The organism is Nonomuraea sp. NPDC052265, assembly GCF_044547985.1.
Lineage (GTDB): Bacteria > Actinomycetota > Actinomycetes > Streptosporangiales > Streptosporangiaceae > Nonomuraea.
In genome coordinates this window covers 200,148-225,223 of sequence record NZ_JBIUBJ010000002.1, presented here as the reverse complement: position 1 = coordinate 225,223, position 25,076 = coordinate 200,148, and the positions used below count along the sequence as shown (strand labels likewise).

The window sequence follows — 25,076 nt, the reverse complement described above, 5'->3', positions numbered from 1 at the left end:
TCAGCCGGTGGCCACCGGGCGGGTGGGGTCGGCGACCCAGTTGGACCAGGAGCCGACGTAGAGGGCGGCGGGCAGGCCGGCCAGCTCCAGGGCCAGCACCTCGTGGGCGGCGGTGACGCCCGAACCGCAGTAGGCGCCGACCGGGACGCCCTCACGCACGCCCAGCGCGGTGAAGCGGTCGCGCAGGACAGCCGGGGCGAGGAATTTCCCGCCGGGGCCCACGTTGCCGGTCGTGGGCGCGCTCAACGCTCCGGGCACGTGACCGGCCACCGGATCGATGGGCTCGACCTCGCCCCGGTAGCGTTCGGCGGCGCGGGCGTCGAGCAGCACGCCCTCGGCGGCCACCGCGGCGGCCTCGTCGGCGGTCAGCGTCGGCATGCCGCCGGGCCTGGCGGTGAAGTCGCCCGGCGTGACCTCGGGCTCGTCCTTCGTGACCGGCAGGCCGGCCTCGGCCCAGGCGGCCAGGCCGCCGTCGAGCACGCGTACGGACTCGTGGCCGAAGTAGCGCAGTGCCCACCAGGCGCGGGCGGCGATCGTGGAGCCGGCGTCGTCGTAGACCACGACCGGACGCCCGTCGGACACGCCGAGCGCCCGCATGGCCCGCTGGAACTCCTCGGCGCCGGGCAGCGGGTGGCGGCCGGCGGCGCCGGGGGGCGCGGCGAGGTCGGCGTCGACGTCGCAGAAGACGGCGCCCGCGAGGTGCCCCTCGCGGTAGAGCTCCACCCCGGGCGGGCCGCCCAGCCGCCAGCGCACGTCGAGCACGGACACGTCGGGCAGCGCGGCGAGCTCGGCGGGCGTGATCAGCGCACTCATCGGGTGGATACCTCCAGCAGCGGGACGTTGAGCTCGGCGGCGGTCAGCGAGCCATGGTAGCCGGTGAACAGCGCCTCGATCGGATGACGGATGGGGGCGATGACGGCCAGGCCGGCACGGGGCACGGCCACGACGTCGCCGATGCGGCCCAGCCACGCCTCGCGCACCCGGGGCCCGAACCAGCCGGACTCGACCGCCTCCTGCCTGGACACTACCCAGGCGCGGTCGCCGAGGGTCGCGCGCCACGCCTCCAGGACGTGGCCGGCGGCTCCGGGCCGGGCGTAGACGTGCCTGGCCCGGGCCTCGCCGCCGAGCAGCGCCACCCCCTCGGTCAGCGCGGGCACGCTCTCGGCGTCGATCTTCTCGGTGGCGTTGACCATACCGTGGTCGGCGGTGACGTAGAGGGCCGAGCCGGGCGGCAGGGCCTCGGCCAGCCGCCGGGCCAGGTCGTCGACGATCGCCAGCTCGCTCAGCCACTCCTCGCCACCCCATCCGGCCATGTGGCCGACGGCGTCGAGCTTGCCGTAGTAGGCGGTGACGTGGGCGCGGGGCGCGGCGCGCAGGGCCTCGGCGACGCGGGCGACGGTGGCGTCGACGCCGTCGGCGGCCACGTGGCGCACGCCGCGGTAGACGGCCCTGGTCAGGCCGGAGCCCTCGAACTCGGCCGGGGCGACGTAGACGGCGTCGACACCCTGGGCGGCGGCGCGCTGGTAGACGGTGGGGGCCGGCTGCCACTCGTCGGGGTCCATCGTCAGGCCGCCGGGCAGGGTCCAGCGCAGGCAGTTGAAAAGCTGACCGGTGCCGGGGACGGCCAGCGTCAGGCCGACCATGCCGTGCTCGCCGGGGGTCAGGCCGGTGCCGAGCGAGCACAGGCTGGTGACGGTGGTGGCGGGGAAACCGGCGGTGAGGGTGCGGGCGGGCAGGGCGGACAGGAAGGGGGCGGTCTCGGGGTGGGCGCGGAGCAGCTCGGCCCCCAGGCCGTCGACCAGGAGCAGGCAGACGCGCGCCGCGGGGTCGAGGGCCAGCGGGTTGGGCTCGGTCAGGCCGAGGGCGGCCAGCAGCGAACCGGGGAGGTCCGCCAGCGACCCGGCGCCGTAGTCCGGCAGCATCCCCACATCCTAGTGGCCGGCGGTGATCAGAGGGCGGCCACGACGGTGGCCCGGCGGCGGCCCTTGCGGTGGCCGGGGGTGGTCAGGCGGCGGCCCTGGCGGTGGCCTCGGAGAGGGCCTTGGCGAAGGCCAGCACGTGGGTGACCGCCTCGGGACCGTCGGCCGCCTCGCTGACCCGCAGCGACAGGTCGTCGGCCGTGATGGCGCCGGTGTAGCCGTGGTCGGCGTCGCAGTTCTCGTCGCCGCAGGTGGCCGGCTCCAGGTCGACGTGGGAGATCGCGCCCCAGCCGATCGTCAGGGTGACCTCCGTGGGCGGGACGCCCGGCACGTAGGAGGCCGGGTCGGGCACCACGCGGGTCACGGCCACCGACTGGACGCGGCTCAGCCGGACCGCCTCGGTCGTCGTGGACGCGTGGGAGGCCGAGACGCCCTCCACCGCCGGGTGTTCGTCGGTGTGGCAGACCAGCAGCCTCGTCGTCGACAGCACCAGGACGGTGACGTGCCTGCGCACCTCCATCGCGGGATCGAAGGTGGCCTCGTGGTGGACCACGAACGCGGTCACGGCCTCCTTGCCCAGCGCGGATTCGACCGCATCGGTGACGAGGTCGGGGTAGTAGCCGCTGCGTTCGATCGCTTCACGCAGGCCCGCGGCTGAGACTCGGGTTTCCCTCATGCCTCCATCCTGCCAGGGCCGCGCAGTGCACTCACCCGCTAGACATAACGCTCTATGAACGTCTTTGTCTAGACATGAACGACATGGTGGACGCGGTCAGGAGAGCCGCCTCGGGCCGCCGTCCAGGCGTGGCCCCGCCGGGGTGCGCAGGGTGGCGCGGGCGCCCAGGACCAGCACCTCCGACTCCCCCACCAGCACCTGGTCGAGGTCGAGCCGGGCCACCTCCGGCAGGTCGTTGGCCAGGCGGCCCACGCGTACCAGCAGCTCCTCCAGGGCGGGGACGGCGACGGGCGGGTAGCCGTACTGGCCGAAGAGCAGCGGGGCCGCGCGGACGGAACGCACCAGGGCGGCGGCGTCCTCGCCGGTCAGCGGGGCCAGGCGGAAGCCCTGGTCGAGCAGGAGGCGGGCGGTCACCTCGCCGAGCCCGAACGAGACCACCGGCCCGAACGCGCGGTCCTCGACGACCCCCACGACGGTGGGCACGGCCGGCTGCGGCGCCATGCGCTGCACGGCCAGCTCGACCCGCTCGCCGAGCTGGTCGGCGAACTCGGCGTAGGCGTGACGCACCATCTCGGGACCGGTCAGCCCCAGGCGTACGGTCCCGGCGCGGCGCGAGGCCCCCGGGTCGGCCACCTTGAGCACCACGGGCCAGCCGAGCCGTTCGGCGGCGGCCACGGCCTCTTCCGGCGAGCGGGCGACCTCGGCGGGCCAGACGGTCAGCCCGTAGCACGACAGCAGCTCGGTGGCGTCGATCTCGACCGGAGGACCGGGCTCGGCGAACCCGCCCGGCTCCTCCCCCGCCGGGGCCGGGGCGCCGGACAGCGCGGCCAGGACCAGCTCGCGGGCGCGGGCGGTGTCGAGGCCGTCGAGCTCGGGCGGCGGCACTGCCGGATGCGCCCGCCAGGTGGCGTAACGCACCACGTGGGCCAGGGCCCTGACCGCCTCCTCCGGCGCCGCGTACGACGGGATGGAGCCGCGCGCGGGCGCGCCGCCGGAGTCGCCCGGCACGCGCAACGACGCATGCATGCCGAGATGCCCGCGGAACGTGGCCAGCACCGGCTTGGCGGACCCCTGCGAGACGCGCAGCAGCTCGGCGGCCACCTCGTCCGACTCGCCCGGGATCGGCGGCATGTAGATCACGACGGCGGCGTCGACCTCCTCGGCGGCCAGCTCGCCGGCGAGCGCCGCGCCGAACTCGGCCGGCCCGGCCGCCGCGCCCAGGTTGACCGGCGGGCGCGGTTCGAGGCCGGCCGCCAGGCAGGCGTCGGCGGCCAGCAGGCCGAGGGCGTCGGAGTTGGTCACCAGCGCGACCCTGGGCCCGGCGGGCAGCGGCTGGTAGGCCAGGAGCTGGCCCACGTCGAAGAGCTGGATGAGGTCGTCGACCCTGATCAGGCCCGCCTGGGCGAACAGGGAGCTGATCGCGGAGTCGGGCAGCCCGAGCTCCTCGGCCGAGTGACCGGCCGGGGTGCCGCCGCTCTTGACCACCACGATCGGCTTGCTGCGCGCGATGCGCCTGGCCAGGCGGGTGAACTTGCGCGGATTTCCCAGCGACTCCAGGTAGAGCAGGATGACCTCGGTCGCGTCGTCCTCCTCCCAGTACTGGAGGAGGTCGTTGCCGGAGACGTCGGCGCGGTTGCCCGCCGAGACGAACGAGGAGATGCCCATGCCGCGCTGGGCCACCCGCTGGAGCAGCGCGGTGCCGAGCGCGCCCGACTGGCTGAAGAAGCCCACCCGGCCGCGGCCCGGCACGGTGGCGGCCAGCGTGGCGTTGAGCTTGACGGCCGGGGCGGTGTTGGCGATGCCGAGGCAGTTGGGGCCGACCACGCGCAGGCCGTAGGAGCGGGCGATGCGGGCCAGCTCGTCCTGCCTGGCGCGGCCGGACGCGCCGGTCTCGCCGAATCCGGAGGAGACCACGACCAGCCCGTGGACGCCCTTCTCGGCGCACTCCTTGACCACGTCGAGCACGCCCTCCGCGGGCACGGCCACGACGGCCAGGTCGACCTCGCCGTCGATCGCGGTCACGCTCGGGTAGGCCCGCACGCCCGCGACGGCCCGCACCTGGCGGTGGACGGGGTAGACGGGCCCGGTGAAGTCGGCGGCCAGCAGGTTGCGCAGGACGGTCTGGCCGACGCCCCCCGGCTCGCGCGAGGCGCCGATGACCGCGACCGAGCCGGGGGCCAGCAGGCGCGCGATCGACCGGGACTCGGCCCGGTGCTCGCGCGAGGCCGTCACCTCCGCCGAGGTCTCGGTCGGGGTCAGGTCGAGGGTCATGCGGACGACGCCGTCGGCGAACCGGCTCTGCGCGGTGTAACCGGCCTGCCGCAGGACGCCCATCATCTTCATGTTGGCGGGCAGCACGTCGGCGACGAACCGCTCGATGCCGCGCTCGCGGGCCGTGGCCGCCAGGTGCTCCAGCAGGACGGAGGCCACTCCCCTGCCCTGGTGGGCGTCCTCGACCAGGAAGGCGACCTCGGCCTCGCCCGGCTCGGTGCGGTCGTAGCGGATCACGGCGACCATCTCGGCGCCGATGGTGGCGATGAGGGCCACGCGGTTGTCGTAGTCGACGTTGGTGAAGCGCTCGACGTCGCGGTCGGACAGCCGGGGCCGGGGACCGAAGAACCGGAAATAGATCGACTCGGCCGACAGACGGGAGTAGAAAGCACGGAGACGGTCGGCGTCGGCGGGCCTGATGGGGCGTACGTGCGCGGTGCCCCCGTCGGCCAGAACGACGTCGGCCTCCCAGTGAGCCGGATACTGTGCCTCCACGCCACGAGCGTAAACCCGCATCCCACATGCCAAGACCGGTGGGCCTCTTGGGCAACGCTTGTGCATCGACTGCTGCCCGGTGTCCGTGGTCAGCCCCACGAACAGCCCGGAAGCTGTTAGTTTTGCCGTGGCCAGGGTCGTTCTGAAGGCAGCAAGGTGGTGGCATCATGACGCGGGTCGTCGTGGTGGGCGATCTCATGACCGACGCGGTCGCGCGCGCCCGTTACGCGCTCGCGAGGGCCAGTGACACGCCCGCGATCGTGACGATGCACGGCGGCGGCTCCGGCGCCAACATCGCCTCGTGGCTCGCCGTCGAGGGCGCGGAGGTGGCCTTCATCGGCCGCCGGGGCGCCGACATCACCGGCCGCAACCGCGACATGGAGCTGATGGGCTACGGCGTCGACGCCCGGCTCGTCATGGACCCCGAGCGGCCCACCGGCACATGCGTGGTGCTCGTCACGCACAAGGGCGAGCGCACGATGCTCTCCGACCCGGGCGCCAACGCCGCCCTGTCACCGGAGGACCTGCCGCGCGACCTGTTCACCTCGGGCGCCCACCTGCACCTGTCGGGCTACACGCTGATCAACGAGGGCTCGCGCGACGCCGGTCTCGCGGCGCTCGACATGGCGCGGCGCTCGGGCATGTCGATCTCGGTCGACTGCGCCTCGTCGGCGCCGCTGGAGCGTACGGGCGCCGAGCCCTTCCTGGAGTGGACCAACGGCGCGAAGCTGCTGTTCGCCAACATCGACCAGGCCAAGGTGCTGACCGGCCGCGACGAGGCCGAGGCCGCCGCCAAGGTGCTGACCGCGTGGTTCCCGCAGGTCATCATCAAGATGAACGCCGAGGGCGCGCTGTGGTTCAGCAACGGCCGTCCCGACCCGGTCCGGGTGGCCGCCGAGCCGGTCGACAAGATCGTCGACGGCACGGGCGCGGGTGACGCGTTCTCGGCCGGGTTCCTGCCGCCGTGGCTGGCCGGCAAGCCGCCGGCCGAGTCGCTGGCCGCCGGGTGCCGGCTCGCGGCCAAGGCGATCATGCACCTGGGCGCCCGCCCCCCGTTCTGACAGTCCACGGCACTCCCCAAGCTGGGGTGTTGCGACGACCGTCAGAACGGAAGCCGAGTCATGGGGCTTTCCGGCCGGGGGTGGTCATGACGTGGTGGCCAGGGCGAGGGGCAGTACGGCGGGTGCGCCCGCGTGCCGGATCAGCGCCGCCGCCAGGGTCATCGTCCAGCCCGTGTCAACGCGGTCGTCCACCAGCAGCACCGGGCCGCCGCACTCGGCGATCGCGGCGCCGAGCTCCTTGGGCATCGCCAGGGTGCCCCTGATCGCCTGGACGCGCTTGGCGCTGTTGAACTGCTGACCGGGCGACCCCGCCCGATACCCCAGCTCACCCAGATACGTCAGCCGGCCCACCTGCGCCAGCCGTTCGGCGAAGCCGCGTACGAGCTGCGGGCGCGTCGCCGACGGCACGTTGACCACGGCCACCGGCCGCTCCTGCCAGCTCCACGCCGACAGCACCTGGACCACGGCCTTGAACATGTCGTCGGCCATCGGCCCGTCGGCTCCGGCGAGCAGCTCGCGCAGCCGGTTGCCCCAGCCGATGTCGGTCAGCCGGCCGAGCGCCCGGCCCGGCTCGGCGCCGAGTTCGGGCTTGATCCTGCCGGACAGGTCGGCGAGGCCGGTCGGCCACTGCTTGCGCGCCTCGATCTCGACGCCGGGCCTGCTCAGGCGTTCGCGGGCGGTCTCGACGGCCTGAGCGGCGATCTCCGGTGAGCGGTGGCGGCCGGTGCAGTTGTCGCAGCGGCCGCAGGGCGTGGCGGTGTCGTCGTCGAGGTGCCTGCGCAGGTATTGCTCGCGGCACTCCTCGATGGTCAGGTAGCGCAGCATCGCGTCCTGCTCGGCCTTGCGCTCGGCGGCGATGCGGGCATAGCGCTCGGTGTCGTACGCCCAGGGCTCGCCGGTCGACTCCCAGCCGCCCTTGACCCGGCGTACGGCGCCGTCGACGTCGAGGACCTTGAGCATCATCTCCAGGCGGCTGCGGCTCAGGTCGACCGCGGTCTCCAGGGCCGGGGTGGACATCACGCCGCCCTGTTCGAGCGCCTGGAGCGTGGCGCGCACGACGGGCTCGGGCGGGAAGGCCAGGGAGGTGAAGTACGCCCAGATCTCGCGGTCTTCGGCACCGGGCAGCAGGATGACCTCGGCGCGCTCGACGCCGCGCCCGGCCCGGCCGACCTGCTGGTAGTAGGCGACGGGCGACTGCGGCGCGCCGACGTGCACGACGAACCCCAGGTCGGGCTTGTCGAACCCCATGCCGAGCGCGCTCGTGGCGACCAGCGCCTTGATCTTGTTGTTGAGCAGCGCCTCCTCGGCGGCCAGCCGCTCGGCCGGGTCGGTCTGACCGGAGTAGGCGGCCACCTCGTGGCCCTGCTCGCGCAGGTAGCCGGCGATCTCGTGGGCGGCTGCGACGGTGAGGGTGTAGACGATGCCGGAGCCCGGCAGCTCGCGCAGGGTCTGGGCCAGCCAGGCCAGGCGCTGCTCGGCCGAGGGCAGCCGGACGACGCTCAGGTGCAGGCTCTCGCGCTCCAGCGGGCCGCGCAGGACGAACGTGCCCTCGCCCATCTGCTCGGCGACGTCGCGGGTGACGCGGGAGTTGGCCGTGGCGGTGGTGGCCAGCACGGGGATGCCGGGCGGCAGGTCGTCGAACAGCGTGGCGAGCCGGCGGTAGTCGGGCCGGAAGTCGTGGCCCCAGTCGGAGATGCAGTGGGCCTCGTCGACGACGACCAGGCCGGCGCTCTCGGCCAGCTCGGGCAGCACGTTGTCGCGGAAGTCGGGGTTGTTGAGCCGCTCGGGGCTGACCAGCAGCACGTCGACCATGCCCTCGGCGACCTGGCCATAGATCTCCTCCCACGCCTCGGGGTTGGCGGAGTTGATCGTGACGGCCCTGATCCCGGCGCGTTCGGCGGCGGCGATCTGGTTGCGCATGAGGGCGAGCAGCGGCGAGACGATGACCGTGGGGCCCTCGCCGAGCTCGCGCAGCAGGGCGGTGGCCACGAAGTAGACGGCGGACTTGCCCCAGCCGGTGCGCTGCACGACGAGGACCCTGCGCCGGTCGAGCACGAGCGCCTCGATGGCGGACCACTGGTCGTCTCGCAGCCGGGCGTGGTCGCCGGCCAGGGCCCGCAGCCGCTCCTCGGCCTCTTCGCGCAGCATCGCCGCATCGGGGGCTTCAATCATGCCCCCCTTACTACCAGCTCCCACCGACGGAACACGCCCACCACGGCCCTGCATCTCGGAAGGGGGCGAAAAGGAACGCGGAACACGCCCGCCTCCCGGGCGGGGAGGCGGGCGGGCCCTTTCGGAACCAGGGGGTCGGGAGGAACGTTGAGCAGTCGTCAAGCGGCTTTCGCCCCCAGGAGGGCTGATGACGGGGCTTGCCTGCACCCCGGTGACACCGGCGGCGACGCGCCGCCGGAGAAGCGCCGAGTACAACCTCCCCGAGGCGGACGACGACGCCTTCTCCGTCGTCGTCCGCGACGCGCGCAAGAGCCCGGACAACCCGAACGTCGCGGGATTCGACCACATCTACAAGATCGACAGTGGTTCCGGCGAGTTCACGGCCGTGGTCAACGGGACGGCCGTGATCCAGGTCGTTCGCCGGCAGGTCCTCATCGACGTGACGAACGGCACCGTGCGGACCATCGAGTTCAAGAACGCCGAGGCCACCGTCAAGGAACGCTCCAAGGGCATCGGGGACCGCTGGCAGGAGTACTGGGACACCTCCTTCTACTCCCCCATGGCGCTGTCCAGGTGGTCCTACGACGACTCCACGATGTCGGGCTGGTTCGGTCTGGGCTTCCTGCGGTTCCTGGTGCGCCTGGCGCTGGCGATCGTCCTGGGCGTGGTCGACGTGGTCGCCGTGGTCCTCGTGGTCGGGTGCACGCCGGCCGCCGTGGCGTACGTGCTGTTCGGCCCGACGGGACGCAACATCGTCTACGGCCGTGGAGGCCCTGCTGTCCCTGTTCTTCGTCCTGTCGGGCTGGGCGAACCTCAAGCTGTGAGGCGCCGCTCGTCCGCGTGCTCGGGGAACGCGTTGATCGTGACGCGGTGCATGCGGCGGCGTTCGGTGTAGTCGGCGACCGCGTAGTGCTGGGTGGGGCGGTTGTCCCAGAAGGCGAGCGTGCCGGGGCGCCAGTTCAGCCTGCACTGGTACTCGGGCGAGCGGATGTGGTCGATGAGCATCGGCAGCAGGGCCTCGTTCTCCCGGTCGCTCAGCCCCACCAGGCGGGTGGTGGAGGCGCGGTTGACGAACAGGGCCTTGCGGCCGGTCTCGGCGTGCACGCGGACGACCGGCCGCTCCACCGGCGGCCATTTGGCCTGGATCTCGGCCAGGTCGAACGGGTGCCCCTTGGAGATCGCCTTCTTCATCGACATCGTGATGTCGTGCACGGCCGTCAGTTCGTCGCACAGCCGCTGGATCGACGGTGACAGCGTCTCGTAGGCCAGGTACGTGTTGGCCCAGCAGGTGTCGCCGCCCACGCTCGGCAGTTGCATGCAGCGCAGCAGCGAGCCCATCGGCGGCGTGGGCTCGAAGGTGTTGTCGCTGTGCCATTCGTCGCCGCCCTCCCCCTTCGGGGAGGTCTGGTCCAGGACGTGGATCGGGCTTCCGGAGTCCTTCTTGAACGCCGGATGGTTGATCGTGCCGAAGTTCAGGGCGAACTGGAGGTGCTGCTCGTCGTCGATGTGCTGGTCGCGGAAGAAGAGCACCAGATGCCTCAGCCACCCCTCGCGCAGGGTCGCGACGTCTTCCGGGGAGAGGGGTTTGCGCAGATCGACCCCGGTGACCTCGGCGCCGATGTGCTTGGTCACGGGATGGAACTCGATCATGGCGAAGCCTCCGGAGGCGGGGTGACGGGGTCCTCGTCTCCGACGGTAAGACCCAAGCAATTGCTTGGTCAAGGCCAGGTGGCGCGCCGACGAGTCGCGGGCACCCGAGTCTCTTCGGCACAATGTTCGACATGGCCCGACGTACGACTGCACCCCCGCCCGAGGACTTCGAGGAGCGGATCGTCGACATCGACGTCTCCTCGGAGATGCGCAAGAGCTATCTCGAGTACGCGTACTCGGTGATCTACCAGCGCGCTCTGCCCGACGCTCGCGACGGCCTCAAGCCGGTGCAGCGGCGCATCCTCTACTCCATGAGCGAGATGGGCCTGCGTCCCGACCGCGGCCACGTCAAGTCCTCGCGCGTCGTCGGCGACGTCATGGGCAAGCTCCACCCCCACGGCGACAGCGCCATCTACGACGCCCTGGTGCGCCTGGCGCAGCCGTTCTCCATGCGCCTGCCGCTGGTCGACGGCCACGGCAACTTCGGCTCCCCCGACGACCTGCCGGCCGCCATGCGGTACACCGAGGCCAGGCTGGCCCCGGCGGCGATGCTCATGGTGGAGTCGCTCGACGAGGACACCGTCAACTTCAAGCCCAACTACGACGGCCAGGAGACCGAGCCCACGGTCATGCCGTCGGCGTTCCCCAACCTGCTGGTCAACGGCACCACCGGCATCGCGGTCGGCATGGCGACCAACATGGCGCCGCACAACCTCGCCGAGGTCGTGGCCGCCGCCCGTCACCTGATCAAGAAGCCCGACGCCACGCTCGACGAGCTGATGAAGTTCGTGCCCGGCCCCGACCTGCCGACCGGCGGCTCGATCATCGGGCTGCAGGGCGTCCGCGACGCCTACGAGACCGGCCGCGGCACGTTCCGCATGCGGGCCAGGTGCGCGGTCGAGCAGATCACGCCGCGGCGCAAGGGCATCATCGTCACCGAGCTGCCCTACAACGTCGGCCCCGAGCGTGTGGTCACCAAGATCAAGGAGCTGGTGACCAGCAAGAAACTCCAGGGCATCGCCGACCTGAAGGACCTCACCGACCGGCACAAGGGCCTGCGCCTGGTCATCGAGATCAAGAACGGCTTCATCCCCGAGGCCGTCCTTGAGGAGCTCTACCGGCTCACGCCGATGGAGGAGACCTTCGGCATCAACAACGTCGCCCTGGTCGACGGCGAGCCACGCACGCTCGGCCTGCGCGAGCTGCTGCAGGTCTACGTCGACCACCGGCTGGAGGTCGTGCGGCGCAGGTCCGAGTTCCGCCGGCGCAAGCGCGAGGAGCGCCTGCACCTGGTCGACGGCCTGATCATCGCGCTGCTCAACATCGACGAGGTCATCCAGGTCATCCGTTCCTCCGACGACTCGGCGCAGGCCCGCGGCCGGCTGATGGAGGTCTTCGACCTGACCGAGATCCAGGCCGCCTACATCCTCGACACGCCGCTGCGCCGGCTGACCAGGTTCGACAAGCTGGAGCTCGACAGCGAGAAGGAGACGCTGAGCCAGGAGATCGCGGCGCTCACCGAGATCCTGTCCTCGGAGTCGAAGCTGCGGCAGGTGGTCTCGGGCGAACTGGCCGAGGTGTCCAAGAAGTACGCCACGCCGCGCCGTACCGTGCTGCTGGAGGCGCCGGGCGTGGCCCGCACGCCGGTGGCGTCGCTGCAGGTGGCCGACGACCCGTGCTGGGCGCTGCTGTCCTCGACCGGGCTGCTGGCCCGCACCTCCGACGCCGCTCCGCTGGCGGGTGAGGGCGATCGTTCGGCGCACGACGTGCTGGTGTCGGTGGCGCGCACGTCCGTACGCGGCGAGGTGGGCGTGGTGACCTCGCTCGGGCGGTTGATCCGGGTCCAGGTGGTCGATCTCCCGACGCTGCCGCCCTCGGCCAACCCGCCGACGCTGTCGGGTGGCCATCCGGTCTCCGAATTCGTCTCGCTGCAGCCGGACGAGAAGGTCGTGGGCCTGGGCTCGCTCGATCCCGACAGCCCCGGGCTCGCGATCGGCACGGCCCAGGGCGTGGTCAAGCGGGTGGTGCCCGACTACCCGGCCAACCGCGACGACTTCGAAGTGATCACCCTCAAGGACGGCGACACCGTGGTGGGCGCCGCCGAGCTCGACTCCGAGGAGCACGATCTGGTCTTCATCTCCTCCGACGCCCAGCTCCTGCGCTACCCGGCCTCGCTCGTGCGTCCCCAGGGGCGTCCGGCCGGTGGCATGGCCGGCATCCGGCTCGACGGCGGCGCCCGGGTCATCTGGTTCGGCGTGGTCGACCCCTCGCGTCCGTCGCAGGTGGTCACCGTGGCCGGGTCCTCGACGGCGCTGCCGGGCACGCAGGTCGGCGGCGGCAAGGTCTCCGACTACGCCGAGTTCCCAGTGAAGGGGCGGGCCACGGGCGGCGTGCGGGCCCAGCGCTTCCTGAAGGGCGAGGACGAGCTGCTGCTCGCCTGGGCGGGCCCCGCGCCCGCCAAGGCGGTGTCGGCGGTGGGCAAGCCGGTGCCGCTGCCGGAGGAGATCGGCCGCCGCGACGGCTCGGGCGTGCGGCTGACCCACACCATCGGCGCCGTCGGCGGCGCCCTGGCCGCGGGCCCCGAGGCCGACGCGCCGCGACCGCCGGCGACCGAGGAGGAGTGACCGCCGTCCGGCGGGGGCGGGCCCGGCCCCCTCCGCCGGACGTACGCGAGAGCGGTTTCCAGTCAGGCTGATATGAAAAGGACGGCGGCGCCGGGCCGGGCGCGTCCGAGCTGTTCGAGTCCTCCTTCACCGACGACACCGCGGGCCGGCGGCAGATCAGGACGCCCTTCGCCGGCTTCGTCCGCCGCGCCGACCACCAGCCGGGCGGCGCCCCCCACGGACGGCGAGCTCGACCTGGCCGCCATGTGGGGCTACTCGATGCGCCTGCCGGCCGCCGCGGCGGGCACGGCCTCGGGCGCGTCCAACACGTTCACCGTCCGGACGCTCGCCGACGGCGAGAACGAGGTCGCCGAGACCGTCCCCCTCACCCTCTCGGGCGCCGGCACCAGCCCCCCGGCCGAGCAGCCGGTCATCGTGATCAACGCGCACGGCCCGCCCTACCTGGACGCGCGCCGGCCGGTCCGGCGACGCGTGGCCGACCTGCTGGCCCGGATGACGCTTGCGGAGAAGGTCGGCCAGATGACGCAGGCCGAACGCGGCGCGCCGGCCAGGCAGGGCGACATCGCCACGTACGTGCTCGGCTCGCTGCTGTCGGGCGGCGGCTCGACCCCCGCCGTCAACACCCCGGCAGCCTGGGCCGACATGATCGACGCCTTCCAGGCCCGCGCGCTCCAAAGCGTGGACTTCGGCGACGGCCCGCTGAAGATGCACGCGCACAAGGAGCTGATCACCGACGTGCTCAAGGGCCGGCTGGGCCTCAAGGGTTTCGTGGTCAGCGACTGGCAGGCCAGGCCGGCTCAGTCCGTGCAGAGGCAGAACGGGTGGCCGGCCGGGTCGAGGAAGACCCGGAAGCTGTCGTCCTCGCTCGGCTGGCGCTCGTGCTTGGTCGCGCCGATCTCCAGCACCTGCCGCTCGGCCTTGTCCATGTCGGTGACCGTGACGTCGATGTGGAGCTGCTGCGGCCGCTCGCCGTCCGGCCACGTCGGCGGCCGGTGGCCGGGGACGCGCTGGAAGGCCAGGCGCTTGGGCGAGCCGCCGTCCTCGACGACCACCCAGTCCTGGTCCTCGTCCGTGATGGGCCAGCCGAGCAGGCGCGAGTAGAACTCGGCCAGCGCCCGCGGCTCCGGGCAGTCGAGAACCGTCGTGCGGAACTCCGCGATGCCGTCCATCATTCACCTCCTGGACTTGTTTCGCCGGCGTCCCCGCCGACGAGAATGAGGGTCATGGCTGCCAATTCGTTCATGGTTCCCCTGGGCGCGCCCGCGCCTTCCTTCGACCTCACCGCCATCGACGGCGGCAGCGTCTCGCTCGCGGACCTCAAGGGCTCCCCCGCCACGCTGGTGGTCTTCCTGTCCAACCACTGCCCCTACGTACGGCACATCGAGACGGGCCTCGGCGCGCTGGCCGCCGGCTACGGCTCCAGGCTGTCGGTGGTGGGCATCTGCAGCAACGACAGCGTGAACTACCCCGACGATGATCCCACACACCTGGCCGAGCAGGCCCGGCGAGCGGGGTTCGCGTTCCCGTACCTGCTGGACGACACCCAGGACGTCGCCAAGGCGTACCGCGCGGCCTGCACGCCCGACTTCTTCCTCTACGACGGCGACCTGCGGCTCGTCTACCGGGGGGAGTTCGACGGGTCGCGCCCCGGCAACCCGGTCCCCGTGACCGGCTCGTCGCTGCGGGCGGCGGTCGACGCGCTGCTCGCGGGCGACCCCGTCCCGGCCGACCAGCGGGCCTCGATCGGCTGCGGCATCAAGTGGCGGCCGGGGAACGAGCCCACGGCCTGACCGCTCTCAGGCGGAGGCCGCGGCCTCGATGGCGGCGGGCAGGGCGAGCAGCAGTTCGTGGGGCTCGCCGCCGGTCCACGACCGGATCAGCCGGACCCCGGCCTCCCCCGGGTCGAACTCCTCGCAGCCGAGCGGCCCGTAGCAGCCCGCCTGGTCGAGCATGAGGATGATCGGGTCGTCCTCGGGCAGGCCGGCGGCGTACGCGGCGGTGTCGAGCAGGGCCAGCGCGCATCTGGCGTTGCGCCCGTCGTCGTTGGACTCCACACGGTCGAGGCTGCGCCGGGCCTGAGCGCGGAGATACGCGGCGAGCGATTCGGACCTACTCACGACTGACCTTCTTCGACGGCGTACAGATGGTGACGACATCATCACTCAAGGTGAGTGTATTTGGTGGGACCTTCGGGAACTCGCGCCAGTCGCCACCCCGGAAAGCATCATCTTTGGGACGTAAGGGAAGATCTGAGGCATGACTGCGTTCGACGACCTCTATGCCGCCAACGCGAAGTACGCCAAGGACTTCGGCGACTCCGGGCTCACCGGCCGGGCAGCCCGCGGGCTGGCCGTGGTGACCTGCATGGACTCCCGCATCGACCCACTGGGCCTGCTGGGCCTGCAACCCGGCGACGCCAAGATCCTGCGCAACGCCGGCGCCCGCGTCACCGACGACGTGCTGCGCACGCTGGTGCTCGCCGTGTACCTGCTCGGCGTCGAGCGGGTCCTGGTCATGCCGCACACCGACTGCGGGATGACCAAGGTGACGGACGCCGACGTGCACGAGCTGACCAAGGCCCGCGGGGTGGACACCCGCAGCCTGGAGTTCCACACCGTCCCCGACCAGGGCGAGGCGCTCCGGCACGACCTCACCCGCATCCGCACGACACCGTTCCTGCCCGCGGACATGCCGGTGACGGGCGCGATCTACGACGTGCGCACGGGCCTGCTCACGCCGGTCGGCGGCTGACCTCGCCGCGATCGCGCTGGAAGGTGGCGTACAACCACCACAGCGACGGGACCAGCAGGACCGCGCCGACGGCCAGCGACCCGAGGCTGGCCCCCAGCACCGCGTCGGTGGCCGCCGCGCGGTCGAGGGTTAGGCCGGGGAGCAGCACGGGGTACTGCCCCACGCCCCACCCCCACAACAACCCCGTGACGGCCAGCGCGGCGGTGACGCGTACCGCCAGGTAGGCCCGCCGCCACAGCAGCACCAGCGAGGCCAGCCCGGCCAGCACCGACAGCGCCAGCAGCGGCAGGGCGCGGCCGGAGGTCAGCTCGGCGAACAGGGCGGGCGAGTCGGCGCGCAGCACGAGCAGGCTCACCAACGCCAGCACGCCGACGACCGCCCCGCAGCCCAGCGCCCGCCGCCGGAACTCCTCGGCCAGGTCCTCCTCGCCGCCGCGCCGGGCGTCGCGGGTCAGGTAGACGGCGGCCAGGTACGCGGCCGCGGCGACGCCCAGCGCGCCGACCGCCAGCGACGTGGGGTTGAACCAGCTTCCGACCAGGTCGCCCTTGGCGATGCCGGGCGGCACCCGCCCGGAGGCGATGCCGCCCGCCGCGGCGCCCAGGAAGAACGGGGTCACCACCGAGGAGAAGGCGAAGGTGGCGCCGAACAGCCGCCGCTGCCAGAGCCGCGAGGAGACCTTGCGGAAGGCGAACGCCGCGCCGCGCCCGATCACGCCCAGCGCCACCAGCGTGAGCGGGATGTAGAGGGTCGAGGCGACCGAGGCGAACACCGACGGCACGCCGGTCCACGCCAGCACGATCACGAAGATCAGCCACACGTGGTTGGCCTCCCAGATCGGGCCGATGGAGTGCTCCACCAGGTCCCGCCGCCGCCGGCCGCGCTCCGCGCCGCCGGCCAGCAGGTCCCAGACACCGCCGCCGAAGTCGGCGCCCCCGAACAGGACGTACGCCGTCAGCCCGGTCCACAGGACGGCCAGCATGATCTGCGGCAGCGGCATGGTCACACGACCTTGTAGCCGGTGACGTCGGGTTCCTGCGGCGCCAGCGGCACGGGCACGTCGCGGGCCAGGCGGCGCATCACGTACACGGTGGCCACGGTCAGGACCGCATAGACGGCGGTGACCAGTACGAACCCGTACACCAGGCCCGGCGCCGGGTTGACCGCCTCCGACGTGCGCATCACCCGGAACACGATCCACGGCTGGCGTCCGACCTCGGTGACCACCCAGCCGCTCTCCAGCGCCAGCACGGCGGCCACGCCCGACAGTGCGACCCCGCGCAGGAACCACGGGGACTCCGGCAGGTCACGCCGCCGCTTCCAGGACAGCGCGAGGCAGGCCGCGAGCAGCAGCAGCGCGAAGCCCAGCATCACCATGACCTGGAACCCCCAGTGCACGATGTTGACCGGCGGCCAATCGGCGGGCGGGACCTGCTCCAGGCCGGTGATCTCGGCGTCGGGGTTCCAGTGGGCCAGCAGGGACAGGCCGTAGGGGATCTCCAGGGCGTACTTCAGCTCGCCGTCCACCGCGATCCCGCCCAGGTGCAGCGGCACGCCGCGGCCCGTCCGGAACACGCCCTCCATGGCGGCCAGCTTGACCGGCTGGTACTCGGCCACGAAGTGCGCGGCCCAGTCGCCGACGCCGATCTGCACGGGCGTGACGGCCGCCGCCACCGTGAGCGGCAGCAGCAGGCCGAGGCGGTGGTAACGGTCCCGGCGGCCGCGCAGCATGGCGACCGCGTACACGCCGGCCATCAGGAACCCGGCCACCATGAACGCCGCCAGGATCATGTGCACGGTCTGGGGCGGCGTGGCCCGGTTGAACATCGCCGCCCATGGATCGACCGCGACGATCCTCCCGCCCTCGACCCGGTACCCGGTGGGCTGCTGCATCCAGGCGTTGGCGGTGACCACGAAGAACGCGCTGGCCACCCCCGCCAGCACGATCGGGATCCCGGACAGCAGGTGCGGGACGGGCCGCAGGCGGTCCCAGGCGTACAGGTAGATGCCGAGGAAGATGGCCTCGACGAAGAACGCTATGCCCTCCAGGGAGAACGGCAGGCCGATGACCTCGCCGTACACGCCCATCATCCCCGGCCACAGGATCCCCATCTCGAACGACAGGATCGTCCCCGACACGGCTCCGACCGCGAACAGCACCCCGAGCGCCCTGGCCCACCGCCGCGCCAGCAGCCGGTAGTTGTTGTCCCCGGTGCGATGCCCCCGCCACTCGGCCAGCAACGTGATGGCCGGCATCCCGACGCCGAGACAGGCGATGACGATGTGCCAGCCGAGCGACAACGCCATCTGCATGCGCGCCGCCCCGAGATCCACCGCCGCCGCCCCCGCAGCCAGCCCCATCCCCGGTCACCTCCCTGCCCATCACCCCATGACCGGTCACGCGACGACGCCCCGAGCGCGTGACGGGGATCCGGCGACTCATTCCTGGCGATTGCCCCGTGAACGGTCGCGTCCGGCCCGTACCCGTAATAACACTACGCAACCAATCGCTACCCTATGTAAGCAAACACACTCCGCGAGAGCCGATTCCCAGCCCCGACCACAAGTCCCCGATCCCGTAGACGACCGATCCCGCCCGGCCCCAACCCCATGGGCCTCAAACTCCACACCTCGGGCGCGAGTCAGCGGGCGCGCGGCCGCGATACCACAGCCGCGACACCACAGGCGCGACCCCCAGAAGCCCAGCCCAGCCCCCAGCAGGCAGGCCCAGCCCCCCGGAAGCTCCGCCCCCAGTCTCCAGACCCAGCCCCGGCCCCAGCCCGGCCTTACGCCTCCACGTCACAGGCCTCGCGCACCACGGCTTGCAGCCCGGGCCCGAAGCCACCGGGCCCACCAAGCACCGGGCCGCCAGGTTCCTTACAGTGAGCCACCCCGTCTTGCACCCCAAACGGGCTCCTGCCGCCGGCCCTGACCGCCAACGACGGCCAAAGGCCCCAAGAGCCTCAGCCGCACCAGCCCAGCAACCCCGAGGGCCCCCAGGAGCCCCCAGAACGCCCCCGGAGCGCCCTCATCCTCCGCTCCGGCTCTCCGGGGCAGCCCTGAGGCCCCCGACGTCTCTAGCACCGTCTGTCGGCGCAGGCCAGGCTCTGTGAGTCCGAAGAGGCGATCTGAGGCCTTTGATGCCCCATGGCGCCGCCTGCTCGCACCACCGGGTGCCGCGGCGACCGCCTCACGCAGCCAGGACGGGCACGCCGTAGCGGCGACAGGAAACAGGCGAACAGCCACGGCCCGGCATCATCGACAGCCCGGACAATGCATTCCGGATCCGAAACCCGAACCCGACCCCGATCAACCAGACCCCGCTGCTCGTCCCAGCAAGGGCGCGACGGACCAGGACCGTGACCCACCGCACGTCCATGCAGCCCGCCTTTGGAAACTGGGCTCTCTGGGGCAGAGGGCATCTGGAGCCTGGACACTGCAGCCCGAGACCCTCCCGAACCTGGAGGCCCTTGGGAGCCCAGGTGCTCTCCTCAGCCCCAGGCCCTCTGGAGCCTGGGGGCCATTGGGAGCCTGGAGCCTCCGGAAGACCGAGGCCCCATGGAGGCAGGTGTCCCGTTGGAGCCAGGGTGACACCCTGAGGCCGGATGTCCGACCTCCAAGGGCGCCCCCTGCTCAGGCGTCGATGTGGTCGCGGTCGACCTCGGCCGCGCTGCTGACGATGAACTCCCGCCGCGGCGCCACGTCGCTCCCCATCAGCAGGCTGAAGATGGACTCGGCCCCTTCGGCGTCCTCGATGCGCACCCGGCGCAGCACCCGGTGGCGCGGGTCCATCGTGGTCTCGGCGAGCTGGTCGGCGTCCATCTCCCCCAGGCCCTTGTACCGCTGCACCGGGTCCTTCCAGCGCTTGCCGCGCCGCTCCAGGTCGCGCAGGACCTTCTGCAGCTCGGCGTCGGAGTAGCAGTAGATGTACTTGTCCTTGCCGCGCCCCGGGTTGGTGAGCTCGATGCGGTGCAGCGGCGGCACGGCCGCGAACACCCGCCCGGCCTCCACCATCGGCCGCATGTAGCGGTGGAACAGGGTGAGCAGCAGGCAGCGGATGTGCGCCCCGTCGACGTCGGCGTCGGCCATGAGGATGACCTTGCCGTAGCGGGCGGCCTCGATGTCGAACGAACGCCCCGACCCGGCCCCCACCACCTGGATGATCGCGGCGCACTCGGTGTTCTTGAGCATGTCGCTCACGGACGCCTTCTGCACGTTGAGGATCTTGCCGCGGATCGGCAGCAGCGCCTGGAACTCGGAGTCGCGGGCCAGCTTGGCCGTGCCGAGCGCGGAGTCGCCCTCGACGATGAACAGCTCGCTGCGGTCGACGGCGTCGCTGCGGCAGTCGACCAGCTTGGCCGGCAGCGCGGAGTTCTCCAGGGCGCTCTTGCGCCGCTGGTTGTCGCGGTGCTCGCGGGCCGCGATGCGGGCCTTGGCGGCGGCGACGATCTTCTCCAGCACGGCCCGCAGCGGCTGCTTGAACCCGCGCGGCGGGTTGGCGAACAGCTCCTTGAGCTCGCGCGAGACCACGTGGGAGACGATGCGGGTGGCCGCGGAGGTGCCAAGCACCTCCTTGGTCTGCCCCTCGAACTGCGGCTCGGGCACCCGGACGGTGACCACGCCGGTCAGCCCCTCGGAGATGTCCTCCTTGTTGACCGGGTCGTCGCCGTTCTTCAGCAGCCGGGTCTCGCGCAGCAGCTCGTTGATCGTACGGACCAGGCCGCGCTCGAAACCGCTCAGGTGGGTGCCGCCCTTGGGGGTGGCGATCACGTTGACGAACGAGCGGACGGTCGACTCGTAGCCCTTGCCCCACCGGACCGCCACGTCGACGGTGAGCTCGCGCTGCACCTCGGTGGGCGTCATGTGGCCCTGGTCGTCGAGGACCGGCACGGTCTCGTGGAAGTGGCCCACACCCTGCAGGCGCAGCACGTCGCAGACGGGCTCGTCGCGGGCCAGGAACTCGGTGAACTCGGAGATGCCGCCGTCGAAGCGGAACTCCTCGCCGGTGCGCTCCTCCTGCCTGCTGTCGAAGACGGCCAGCGTCAGGCCGGGCACCAGGAACGCGGTCTGCCGCAGGCGCACGTGGATCTCGTCGAGCGACACCTCGGCGTCGGGCAGGAAGATCTGCTTGTCGGCCCAGAAGCGCACGCGGGTGCCCGTGACGTTCTTGGGCAGCGTGCCGCCGATCCGCAGCCCGGACTTCTTCTTGAACTTGGCCGTGGGCCCGTCGCCGTCGAAGACGCCGGGCACGCCGCGCCTGAAGCTGATCTCGTGGACCCGCCCGTCGAGGTCGACCTCGACGTCGAGCCGGGAGGACAGGGCGTTGACCACGGAGGCGCCGACGCCGTGGAGGCCGCCGGAGGCGCCGTAGGAGCCGCTGCCGAACTTGCCGCCGGCATGAAGCTTGGTGTAGACGAGCTCGACGCCGGCCAGGCCGGTCTTGGGATGGATGTCGACCGGGATGCCGCGGCCGTTGTCTCGCACCTCGATGGAACCGTCGGCGTAGAGCTCGACCTCGATGCGGTCGCAGTGGCCGGCCAGCGCCTCGTCGACGCCGTTGTCCACGATCTCCCAGAGGCAGTGCATGAGCCCGCGGCTGTCGGTGGACCCGATGTACATGCCCGGCCGCTTGCGTACGGCCTCGAGGCCCTCAAGCACCGACAGGTGACGAGCTGTGTAACCCGCCTCCACTACCGTCACTCTTGCTCCCCTGGTCTAAGCATCGAACACGTGTGCGTAGCCTACCGTTCTTCCCTCAGGCACGCGTACAAGCTTGCCATGGCGACACGTTTGCTGTTACCAACCGGCTGATCGCCATTACTTTCGGACACATTCCGCTCTGGGCGTAGCGAGGCGGAGGTTGGGAACGTCCACGTCCGGTTAGATGTTGTCTCAAGTGACTGACGCCAGATCCTCGCTTCGGCGGGGGTGACCCGAAAGGCGATACGTGACTGGAGCTCTCGCCCCCGTTAAGCCGCTGACGGCCCTCGACCGCTGCGACCGCTGCGGCGCCCAGGCCTACATTCGCGCGACCCTGCCTGTTGGTGGGGAGCTGCTGTTCTGCGCCCACCATGGGCGTCAGCACGTCGCAGCGCTGCGCGAAAAGGGCGCCGACATCCTGGACGAGTCGGCTCGCCTCAGCGAAACCCCATCAATGAACCCCAACGACGACCGCTGACGCGTTCGTTGTGATCACATAACCACATATTGCACGACCAGTACGGCGATCCCGGCGCACCACGCCGGGGTCGCCGTTCTGCGTTCACACCTTGCGCACGCGGTAGTGGTACCGGCCGACGGTCTGGAAACCCTCACCGCGGTACAAAGCCTGGGCGGCCCGGTTGGGCTCGGTGGTGACCAGATACGCGCTCCTCGCCCCGGCATGCCTGGTCAGGGCGCGCAGCACCGTACGCGCGAGCCCGCGCCGCCGGGCCCGCGGCAACGTCGCCATGCAGAAGACGCCCGCCGTGTCGCCCTGCGGCACGACCCGGCCGACCGCGACCCGGCCATGACGACCGTCGGGTCGTTCAGCTCGTACCCTCTGCGGGCCAGCTCGGCGTCCAGGCCGGGCCAGGTGCCGCGGCCGACGGAGAAGGCGCAGCTCTGTCCCCGCTCGCCGTAGAACGCCTCGGCGGCGCCGATCGCGGCGTCCAGGTCGGTGGGGGCGTTCAGGGCCAGCACCGAGTTCGCCCGCTTGGTCACGCCGCCGGCGGAACGCAGCACCCAGCCGTCGTGCGAACGCTGCTCGTAAGCCGGCCACGCCTGGTGCACCAGCGGGTCGACATTCATCCGCGCAGCCTAGCCGACCAGCGCGAACACCCTCTGACCGGCCCGTTAGGGTGTGGGGTTGTGCTGATTCTGCTGCCGCCGTCCGAAGGAAAGGCCTCCGAGGGGAGCGGGCCGCCGCTCGGGGAGCTGTCCTTCCCCAAGCTCGACCGTGCCCGCAAGCGGGTCGTCTCCGCGCTCATCCGGGCCTCCAAGCGCCGTGACGCCGCGCAGGTGCTCGGGCTGACGCCCGGCCTGGCGGGCGAGGCGACCAGGAACACGGCGTTGCGGACCGCCCCCACCCTTCCCGCCGCCGACCTCTACACCGGCGTCCTGTACGACAACCTCGGCCTGAACACCCTGGACGACGCCGCCAGGGCCCGGGCGGAGGAGTCCGTGCTGATCTTCTCCGGCCTGTGGGGCGTGCTGCGCGTCTCCGACCGGGTGCCCCCGTACCGCCTGTCGATGGGCGTCGGCCTGCCGCCGCTGGGCGGCCTGGCCGCCTACTGGCGGACGCACCTGGCCAAGGAGCTGGACCGGATTCCGGGGCTGGTGGTGGACCTGCGCTCGTCCACGTACGCGGGGGCCTGGCAGCCCGGCGACCGGTCGGTGTCGGTACGCGTCTTCCGCGACGGCAAGGTCGTCAGCCACATGGCCAAGGCCACCCGGGGTGAGATCGCCCGCGTCCTGCTCCAGCAGGAGGAGGCCCCCGGCACACCCGAGGAACTGGCCAAGACCCTCGGCAGCCTGGGCTGGACGGTCGCCCTCACCGAGCCCGCGCGGCCGAACCGCCCCTGGCTCCTCGACGTGCACGTCACCGACCCGGCCTGAGAACCCCCGGGAACGGCGAACGCCCCGCCCGGAAGGTTCCGGACGGGGCGATCGACGAGGTGACTCCTAGTCCAGGTAGTCGCGCAGGACCTGGGACCGGGACGGGTGACGCAGCTTGGACATGGTCTTCGACTCGATCTGGCGAATGCGCTCACGGGTGACCCCGTAGACCTTGCCGATCTCGTCGAGCGTCTTCGGCTGCCCGTCGGTGAGGCCGAACCGCATGGACACGACGCCCGCCTCCCGCTCCGACAACGTGTCGAGAACGGAGTGCAGCTGCTCCTGCAGCAGCGTGAAGCTGACGGCGTCGGCCGGCACGATGGCCTCGGAGTCCTCGATGAGGTCACCGAACTCGCTGTCGCCCTCCTCACCCAGGGGGGTGTGCAGGGAGATGGGCTCGCGGCCGTACTTCTGGACCTCGACGACCTTCTCGGGCGTCATGTCCAGCTCGCGGGCCAGCTCTTCCGGCGTGGGCTCGCGGCCGAGGTCCTGCAGCATCTGCCGCTGGACCCGGGCCAGCTTGTTGATCACTTCGACCATGTGGACCGGGATGCGGATGGTCCGCGCCTGGTCGGCCATGGCACGCGTGATCGCCTGCCGGATCCACCACGTGGCGTAGGTGGAGAACTTGTAGCCCTTGGTGTAGTCGAACTTCTCCACGGCCCTGATCAGGCCGAGGTTGCCCTCCTGGATCAGGTCGAGGAACAGCATGCCGCGCCCGGTGTAGCGCTTGGCCAGCGAGACCACGAGCCGGAGGTTGGCCTCCAGCAGGTGGTTCTTGGCCCGGCGGCCGTCTTCGGCGATCCATTCGAGCTCGGCCCGGACGTCGACCGGCAGACTCTCGGTCTCGCCGCCGCCCAGCTGCTCCTCGGCGAACAGGCCAGCCTCGATGCGCTTGGCCAGCTCGACCTCCTGCTCGGCGTTGAGCAGGGGGACCTTGCCGATCTGCTTGAGGTAGTCCTTCACCGGGTCGGCGGTGGCGCCGGCGGCGGCCACCTGGGCGACCGGGGCGTCGTCGTCGTCATCGGACAGGATGAGGACCTCGTCCTCGGTCTTGTCCGCGGTGGCGGCGACGACGTCGGCGACCTTGGGCTCGTCGTCGGAGTCGTCGTCGGAGTCGGAGTCACCCTCGGAGTCGGAGTCGTCCTCGGCCACGATGTCGTCGACCTCGATGTCCTCGAGGTCCTCCAGCTCCACGTCGCCGTCGAGCTCGAGATCGTCGTCGTCCGCGTCGGTCGCCTTGGCGCCCTCGGCTGTCTTCGGCTTGGTCTCGGCAGGCCCAGCGCTGACTTCTGGCTTGGCCTTCTTGGCGGCGGCCGGAGCCGCCTTCTTCGGAGCGGGAGCGGCCTTCTTGGCCGGGGCCGGCTTCTTGGCGGCCGGCTCGGCCTCAGCGGCGCCCACGACCGCGGTCACGGTCTCGGGCTGCTGCTCTTTGGCGGCCGCTGCCGTCTTGGTCTTGACGGGGGCAGCGGTGCGGCGCTTTGCTGGACCACGAGACTTCTTCGGCGCAGCCGAATCCGCGGCGGTCACCACCACGGTCACGCCCTCTTTGCTGAGGTTCCGCAAGAACGCGGCGGCGTGCGACATGGGGATGTCCGCCTCCTCGAAGGCCTGACGGACATCCTCAGACTCGAGGAAACCCTGCGAGCGCCCACGCTCGAGCAGTCGCTGAATGACGGGCTCGTTCAGCTCTTGTGGCTTCGAGCGAGTCGAACTTGCAGGCGACACGAACACCTCTCGAACGAACGCGTGGCGACAATGGACCCAGATGCCCGCTGGGGGCTGTTGCCTCTCTCGGAGATCGGTGAGGCCGTGCGAAGCGCGACGGACCTGACACAGCATTGTGGCACGACCCCGCACTCCA

Annotated in this window: 23 protein-coding genes and 1 pseudogene; 8 read left to right on the top strand and 16 right to left on the bottom strand. The window is 71.7% G+C overall.

Annotation, left to right across the window (positions count from 1 at the left end):
• The 4 genes from ACIHAD_RS06065 to ACIHAD_RS06050 all read right to left on the bottom strand — a co-directional run bounded on the left by ACIHAD_RS06065 (position 1) and on the right by ACIHAD_RS06050 (position 5,361).
• Positions 1 to 813 carry a sulfurtransferase gene (locus tag ACIHAD_RS06065; RefSeq protein ID WP_397353243.1) on the bottom strand — a complete coding sequence of 271 codons (813 nt, stop codon included), beginning with the start codon at positions 811 to 813 and terminating at the stop codon, positions 1 to 3.
• Positions 810 to 1,922 carry an alkaline phosphatase family protein gene (locus ACIHAD_RS06060; RefSeq protein WP_397353242.1) on the bottom strand — a complete coding sequence of 371 codons (1,113 nt, stop codon included), beginning with the start codon at positions 1,920 to 1,922 and terminating at the stop codon, positions 810 to 812. The genes ACIHAD_RS06065 and ACIHAD_RS06060 overlap by 4 nt, the downstream gene beginning before the upstream one ends.
• An 82-nt stretch (positions 1,923 to 2,004) precedes the next feature.
• Entirely contained in the window at positions 2,005 to 2,595 is a 591-nt protein-coding gene (locus tag ACIHAD_RS06055; RefSeq protein ID WP_352323634.1) for a DUF5998 family protein, read from the bottom strand.
• Positions 2,596 to 2,691: 96 nt separating this feature from the next.
• On the bottom strand, positions 2,692 to 5,361 hold the full coding sequence (locus ACIHAD_RS06050; RefSeq protein WP_397353241.1) for a GNAT family N-acetyltransferase: 2,670 nt from the start codon (positions 5,359 to 5,361) through the stop codon (positions 2,692 to 2,694).
• A 167-nt stretch (positions 5,362 to 5,528) separates the two neighbouring features.
• Between ACIHAD_RS06050 and ACIHAD_RS06045 the strand changes: the two genes are divergently transcribed.
• Positions 5,529 to 6,422, top strand: a complete 894-nt coding sequence (locus ACIHAD_RS06045; RefSeq protein WP_357698532.1) for a sugar kinase — start codon at positions 5,529 to 5,531, stop codon at positions 6,420 to 6,422.
• A gap of 84 nt (positions 6,423 to 6,506) precedes the next feature.
• On the opposite strand, the gene ACIHAD_RS06040 is transcribed toward ACIHAD_RS06045, so the two are convergent.
• A complete protein-coding gene (locus ACIHAD_RS06040) occupies positions 6,507 to 8,594 on the bottom strand; it encodes a RecQ family ATP-dependent DNA helicase (RefSeq protein ID WP_397353240.1) in 2,088 nt (695 codons plus the stop codon).
• Positions 8,595 to 8,781: 187 nt separating this feature from the next.
• Between ACIHAD_RS06040 and ACIHAD_RS06035 the strand changes: the two genes are divergently transcribed.
• Positions 8,782 to 9,489 carry a hypothetical protein gene (locus tag ACIHAD_RS06035; RefSeq protein ID WP_397353239.1) on the top strand — a complete coding sequence of 236 codons (708 nt, stop codon included), beginning with the start codon at positions 8,782 to 8,784 and terminating at the stop codon, positions 9,487 to 9,489.
• Here ACIHAD_RS06035 and ACIHAD_RS06030 read toward each other — a convergent pair.
• A complete protein-coding gene (locus ACIHAD_RS06030; protein WP_397353238.1) occupies positions 9,408 to 10,244 on the bottom strand; it encodes a TauD/TfdA dioxygenase family protein in 837 nt (278 codons plus the stop codon). The two genes, ACIHAD_RS06035 and ACIHAD_RS06030, sit on opposite strands and share 82 nt — an antisense overlap.
• Before the next feature lie 122 nt (positions 10,245 to 10,366).
• On the opposite strand from ACIHAD_RS06030, the gene ACIHAD_RS06025 reads away from it, so the two are divergent.
• Together ACIHAD_RS06025 and ACIHAD_RS06020 are read left to right on the top strand one after the other, a co-directional pair.
• Entirely contained in the window at positions 10,367 to 12,868 is a 2,502-nt protein-coding gene (locus ACIHAD_RS06025) for a DNA topoisomerase (ATP-hydrolyzing) subunit A (RefSeq protein ID WP_397353237.1), read from the top strand.
• A 110-nt stretch (positions 12,869 to 12,978) separates the two neighbouring features.
• A pseudogene (locus tag ACIHAD_RS06020) lies at positions 12,979 to 13,023 on the top strand (hypothetical protein); the annotation flags it as partial.
• Between the two features lie 96 nt (positions 13,024 to 13,119).
• On the opposite strand, the gene ACIHAD_RS06015 reads toward ACIHAD_RS06020, so the two are convergent.
• The 3 genes from ACIHAD_RS06015 to ACIHAD_RS06005 all read right to left on the bottom strand — a co-directional run bounded on the left by ACIHAD_RS06015 (position 13,120) and on the right by ACIHAD_RS06005 (position 14,037).
• Positions 13,120 to 13,290 carry a hypothetical protein gene (locus tag ACIHAD_RS06015; protein WP_397353236.1) on the bottom strand — a complete coding sequence of 57 codons (171 nt, stop codon included), beginning with the start codon at positions 13,288 to 13,290 and terminating at the stop codon, positions 13,120 to 13,122.
• Between the two features lie 15 nt (positions 13,291 to 13,305).
• Positions 13,306 to 13,512: a hypothetical protein gene (locus tag ACIHAD_RS06010; RefSeq protein ID WP_397353235.1), complete on the bottom strand. Its 207-nt coding sequence runs from the start codon at positions 13,510 to 13,512 to the stop codon at positions 13,306 to 13,308.
• A gap of 153 nt (positions 13,513 to 13,665) precedes the next feature.
• Positions 13,666 to 14,037, bottom strand: a complete 372-nt coding sequence (locus ACIHAD_RS06005) for a VOC family protein (protein ID WP_397353862.1) — start codon at positions 14,035 to 14,037, stop codon at positions 13,666 to 13,668.
• 54 nt (positions 14,038 to 14,091) lie between these two features.
• Here ACIHAD_RS06005 and ACIHAD_RS06000 point away from each other — a divergent pair, with 54 nt between their 5' ends.
• Positions 14,092 to 14,658: a thioredoxin family protein gene (locus ACIHAD_RS06000; RefSeq protein ID WP_397353234.1), complete on the top strand. Its 567-nt coding sequence runs from the start codon at positions 14,092 to 14,094 to the stop codon at positions 14,656 to 14,658.
• A gap of 6 nt (positions 14,659 to 14,664) precedes the next feature.
• Here the strand turns inward: ACIHAD_RS06000 and ACIHAD_RS05995 are convergent, their stop codons facing one another.
• Positions 14,665 to 14,985, bottom strand: a complete 321-nt coding sequence (locus ACIHAD_RS05995; protein WP_397353233.1) for a hypothetical protein — start codon at positions 14,983 to 14,985, stop codon at positions 14,665 to 14,667.
• A gap of 139 nt (positions 14,986 to 15,124) precedes the next feature.
• Here ACIHAD_RS05995 and ACIHAD_RS05990 point away from each other — a divergent pair, with 139 nt between their 5' ends.
• Positions 15,125 to 15,619, top strand: coding sequence for a beta-class carbonic anhydrase (locus ACIHAD_RS05990; RefSeq protein WP_397353232.1), 495 nt, complete (start codon positions 15,125 to 15,127; stop codon positions 15,617 to 15,619).
• On the opposite strand, the gene ACIHAD_RS05985 is transcribed toward ACIHAD_RS05990, so the two are convergent.
• From ACIHAD_RS05985 to ACIHAD_RS05975, 3 genes are all read right to left on the bottom strand, one after another.
• The gene (locus ACIHAD_RS05985) at positions 15,600 to 16,616 is read right to left on the bottom strand and encodes a cytochrome d ubiquinol oxidase subunit II (protein WP_397353231.1); all 1,017 of its coding nucleotides are present in this window, start codon (positions 16,614 to 16,616) and stop codon (positions 15,600 to 15,602) included. The genes ACIHAD_RS05990 and ACIHAD_RS05985 overlap by 20 nt on opposite strands.
• Positions 16,617 to 16,618: 2 nt before the next feature.
• The gene (locus ACIHAD_RS05980) at positions 16,619 to 17,977 is read right to left on the bottom strand and encodes a cytochrome ubiquinol oxidase subunit I (protein ID WP_397353230.1); all 1,359 of its coding nucleotides are present in this window, start codon (positions 17,975 to 17,977) and stop codon (positions 16,619 to 16,621) included.
• Positions 17,978 to 19,249: 1,272 nt separating this feature from the next.
• Complete coding sequence (locus ACIHAD_RS05975; protein WP_397353229.1) at positions 19,250 to 21,316, bottom strand: type IIA DNA topoisomerase subunit B; 2,067 nt, start codon at positions 21,314 to 21,316, stop codon at positions 19,250 to 19,252.
• A 247-nt stretch (positions 21,317 to 21,563) separates the two neighbouring features.
• On the opposite strand from ACIHAD_RS05975, the gene ACIHAD_RS05970 reads away from it, so the two are divergent.
• Complete coding sequence (locus tag ACIHAD_RS05970; protein ID WP_125639804.1) at positions 21,564 to 21,794, top strand: hypothetical protein; 231 nt, start codon at positions 21,564 to 21,566, stop codon at positions 21,792 to 21,794.
• A gap of 84 nt (positions 21,795 to 21,878) precedes the next feature.
• Here the strand turns inward: ACIHAD_RS05970 and ACIHAD_RS05965 are convergent, their stop codons facing one another.
• The gene (locus tag ACIHAD_RS05965; protein ID WP_397353228.1) at positions 21,879 to 22,067 is read right to left on the bottom strand and encodes a GNAT family N-acetyltransferase; all 189 of its coding nucleotides are present in this window, start codon (positions 22,065 to 22,067) and stop codon (positions 21,879 to 21,881) included.
• The gene (locus ACIHAD_RS05960) at positions 22,007 to 22,405 is read right to left on the bottom strand and encodes a hypothetical protein (protein ID WP_397353226.1); all 399 of its coding nucleotides are present in this window, start codon (positions 22,403 to 22,405) and stop codon (positions 22,007 to 22,009) included. The genes ACIHAD_RS05965 and ACIHAD_RS05960 overlap by 61 nt, the downstream gene beginning before the upstream one ends.
• 60 nt (positions 22,406 to 22,465) lie before the next feature.
• Here ACIHAD_RS05960 and ACIHAD_RS05955 point away from each other — a divergent pair, with 60 nt between their 5' ends.
• Positions 22,466 to 23,212, top strand: a complete 747-nt coding sequence (locus ACIHAD_RS05955; RefSeq protein ID WP_397353225.1) for a YaaA family protein — start codon at positions 22,466 to 22,468, stop codon at positions 23,210 to 23,212.
• A 66-nt stretch (positions 23,213 to 23,278) separates the two neighbouring features.
• Here ACIHAD_RS05955 and ACIHAD_RS05950 read toward each other — a convergent pair whose 3' ends face one another.
• Positions 23,279 to 24,940 (bottom strand): RNA polymerase sigma factor, encoded by a 1,662-nt coding sequence (locus ACIHAD_RS05950; RefSeq protein ID WP_397353223.1) that lies wholly within the window; start codon positions 24,938 to 24,940, stop codon positions 23,279 to 23,281.
• Positions 24,941 to 25,076: the final 136 nt, after the last annotated feature.

Bases quoted from the DNA above. Each gene is read 5' to 3' on its own strand.
- ACIHAD_RS06065 (WP_397353243.1), bottom strand. From the start codon at position 813: ATGAGTGCGCTGATCACGCCCGCCGAGCTCGCCGCGCTGCCCGACGTG.
- ACIHAD_RS06060 (WP_397353242.1), bottom strand. From the start codon at position 1,922: ATGCTGCCGGACTACGGCGCCGGGTCGCTGGCGGACCTCCCCGGTTCG.
- ACIHAD_RS06055 (WP_352323634.1), bottom strand. From the start codon at position 2,595: ATGAGGGAAACCCGAGTCTCAGCCGCGGGCCTGCGTGAAGCGATCGAA.
- ACIHAD_RS06045 (WP_357698532.1), top strand. From the start codon at position 5,529: ATGACGCGGGTCGTCGTGGTGGGCGATCTCATGACCGACGCGGTCGCG.
- ACIHAD_RS06040 (WP_397353240.1), bottom strand. From the start codon at position 8,594: ATGATTGAAGCCCCCGATGCGGCGATGCTGCGCGAAGAGGCCGAGGAG.
- ACIHAD_RS06035 (WP_397353239.1), top strand. From the start codon at position 8,782: ATGACGGGGCTTGCCTGCACCCCGGTGACACCGGCGGCGACGCGCCGC.
- ACIHAD_RS06030 (WP_397353238.1), bottom strand. From the start codon at position 10,244: ATGATCGAGTTCCATCCCGTGACCAAGCACATCGGCGCCGAGGTCACC.
- ACIHAD_RS06025 (WP_397353237.1), top strand. From the start codon at position 10,367: ATGTTCGACATGGCCCGACGTACGACTGCACCCCCGCCCGAGGACTTC.
- ACIHAD_RS06010 (WP_397353235.1), bottom strand. From the start codon at position 13,512: ATGTCGGCCCAGGCTGCCGGGGTGTTGACGGCGGGGGTCGAGCCGCCG.
- ACIHAD_RS06005 (WP_397353862.1), bottom strand. From the start codon at position 14,037: ATGGACGGCATCGCGGAGTTCCGCACGACGGTTCTCGACTGCCCGGAG.
- ACIHAD_RS06000 (WP_397353234.1), top strand. From the start codon at position 14,092: ATGGCTGCCAATTCGTTCATGGTTCCCCTGGGCGCGCCCGCGCCTTCC.
- ACIHAD_RS05990 (WP_397353232.1), top strand. From the start codon at position 15,125: ATGACTGCGTTCGACGACCTCTATGCCGCCAACGCGAAGTACGCCAAG.
- ACIHAD_RS05985 (WP_397353231.1), bottom strand. From the start codon at position 16,616: ATGCCGCTGCCGCAGATCATGCTGGCCGTCCTGTGGACCGGGCTGACG.
- ACIHAD_RS05980 (WP_397353230.1), bottom strand. From the start codon at position 17,977: ATGGGGCTGGCTGCGGGGGCGGCGGCGGTGGATCTCGGGGCGGCGCGC.
- ACIHAD_RS05965 (WP_397353228.1), bottom strand. From the start codon at position 22,067: ATGGCGACGTTGCCGCGGGCCCGGCGGCGCGGGCTCGCGCGTACGGTG.
- ACIHAD_RS05960 (WP_397353226.1), bottom strand. From the start codon at position 22,405: ATGAATGTCGACCCGCTGGTGCACCAGGCGTGGCCGGCTTACGAGCAG.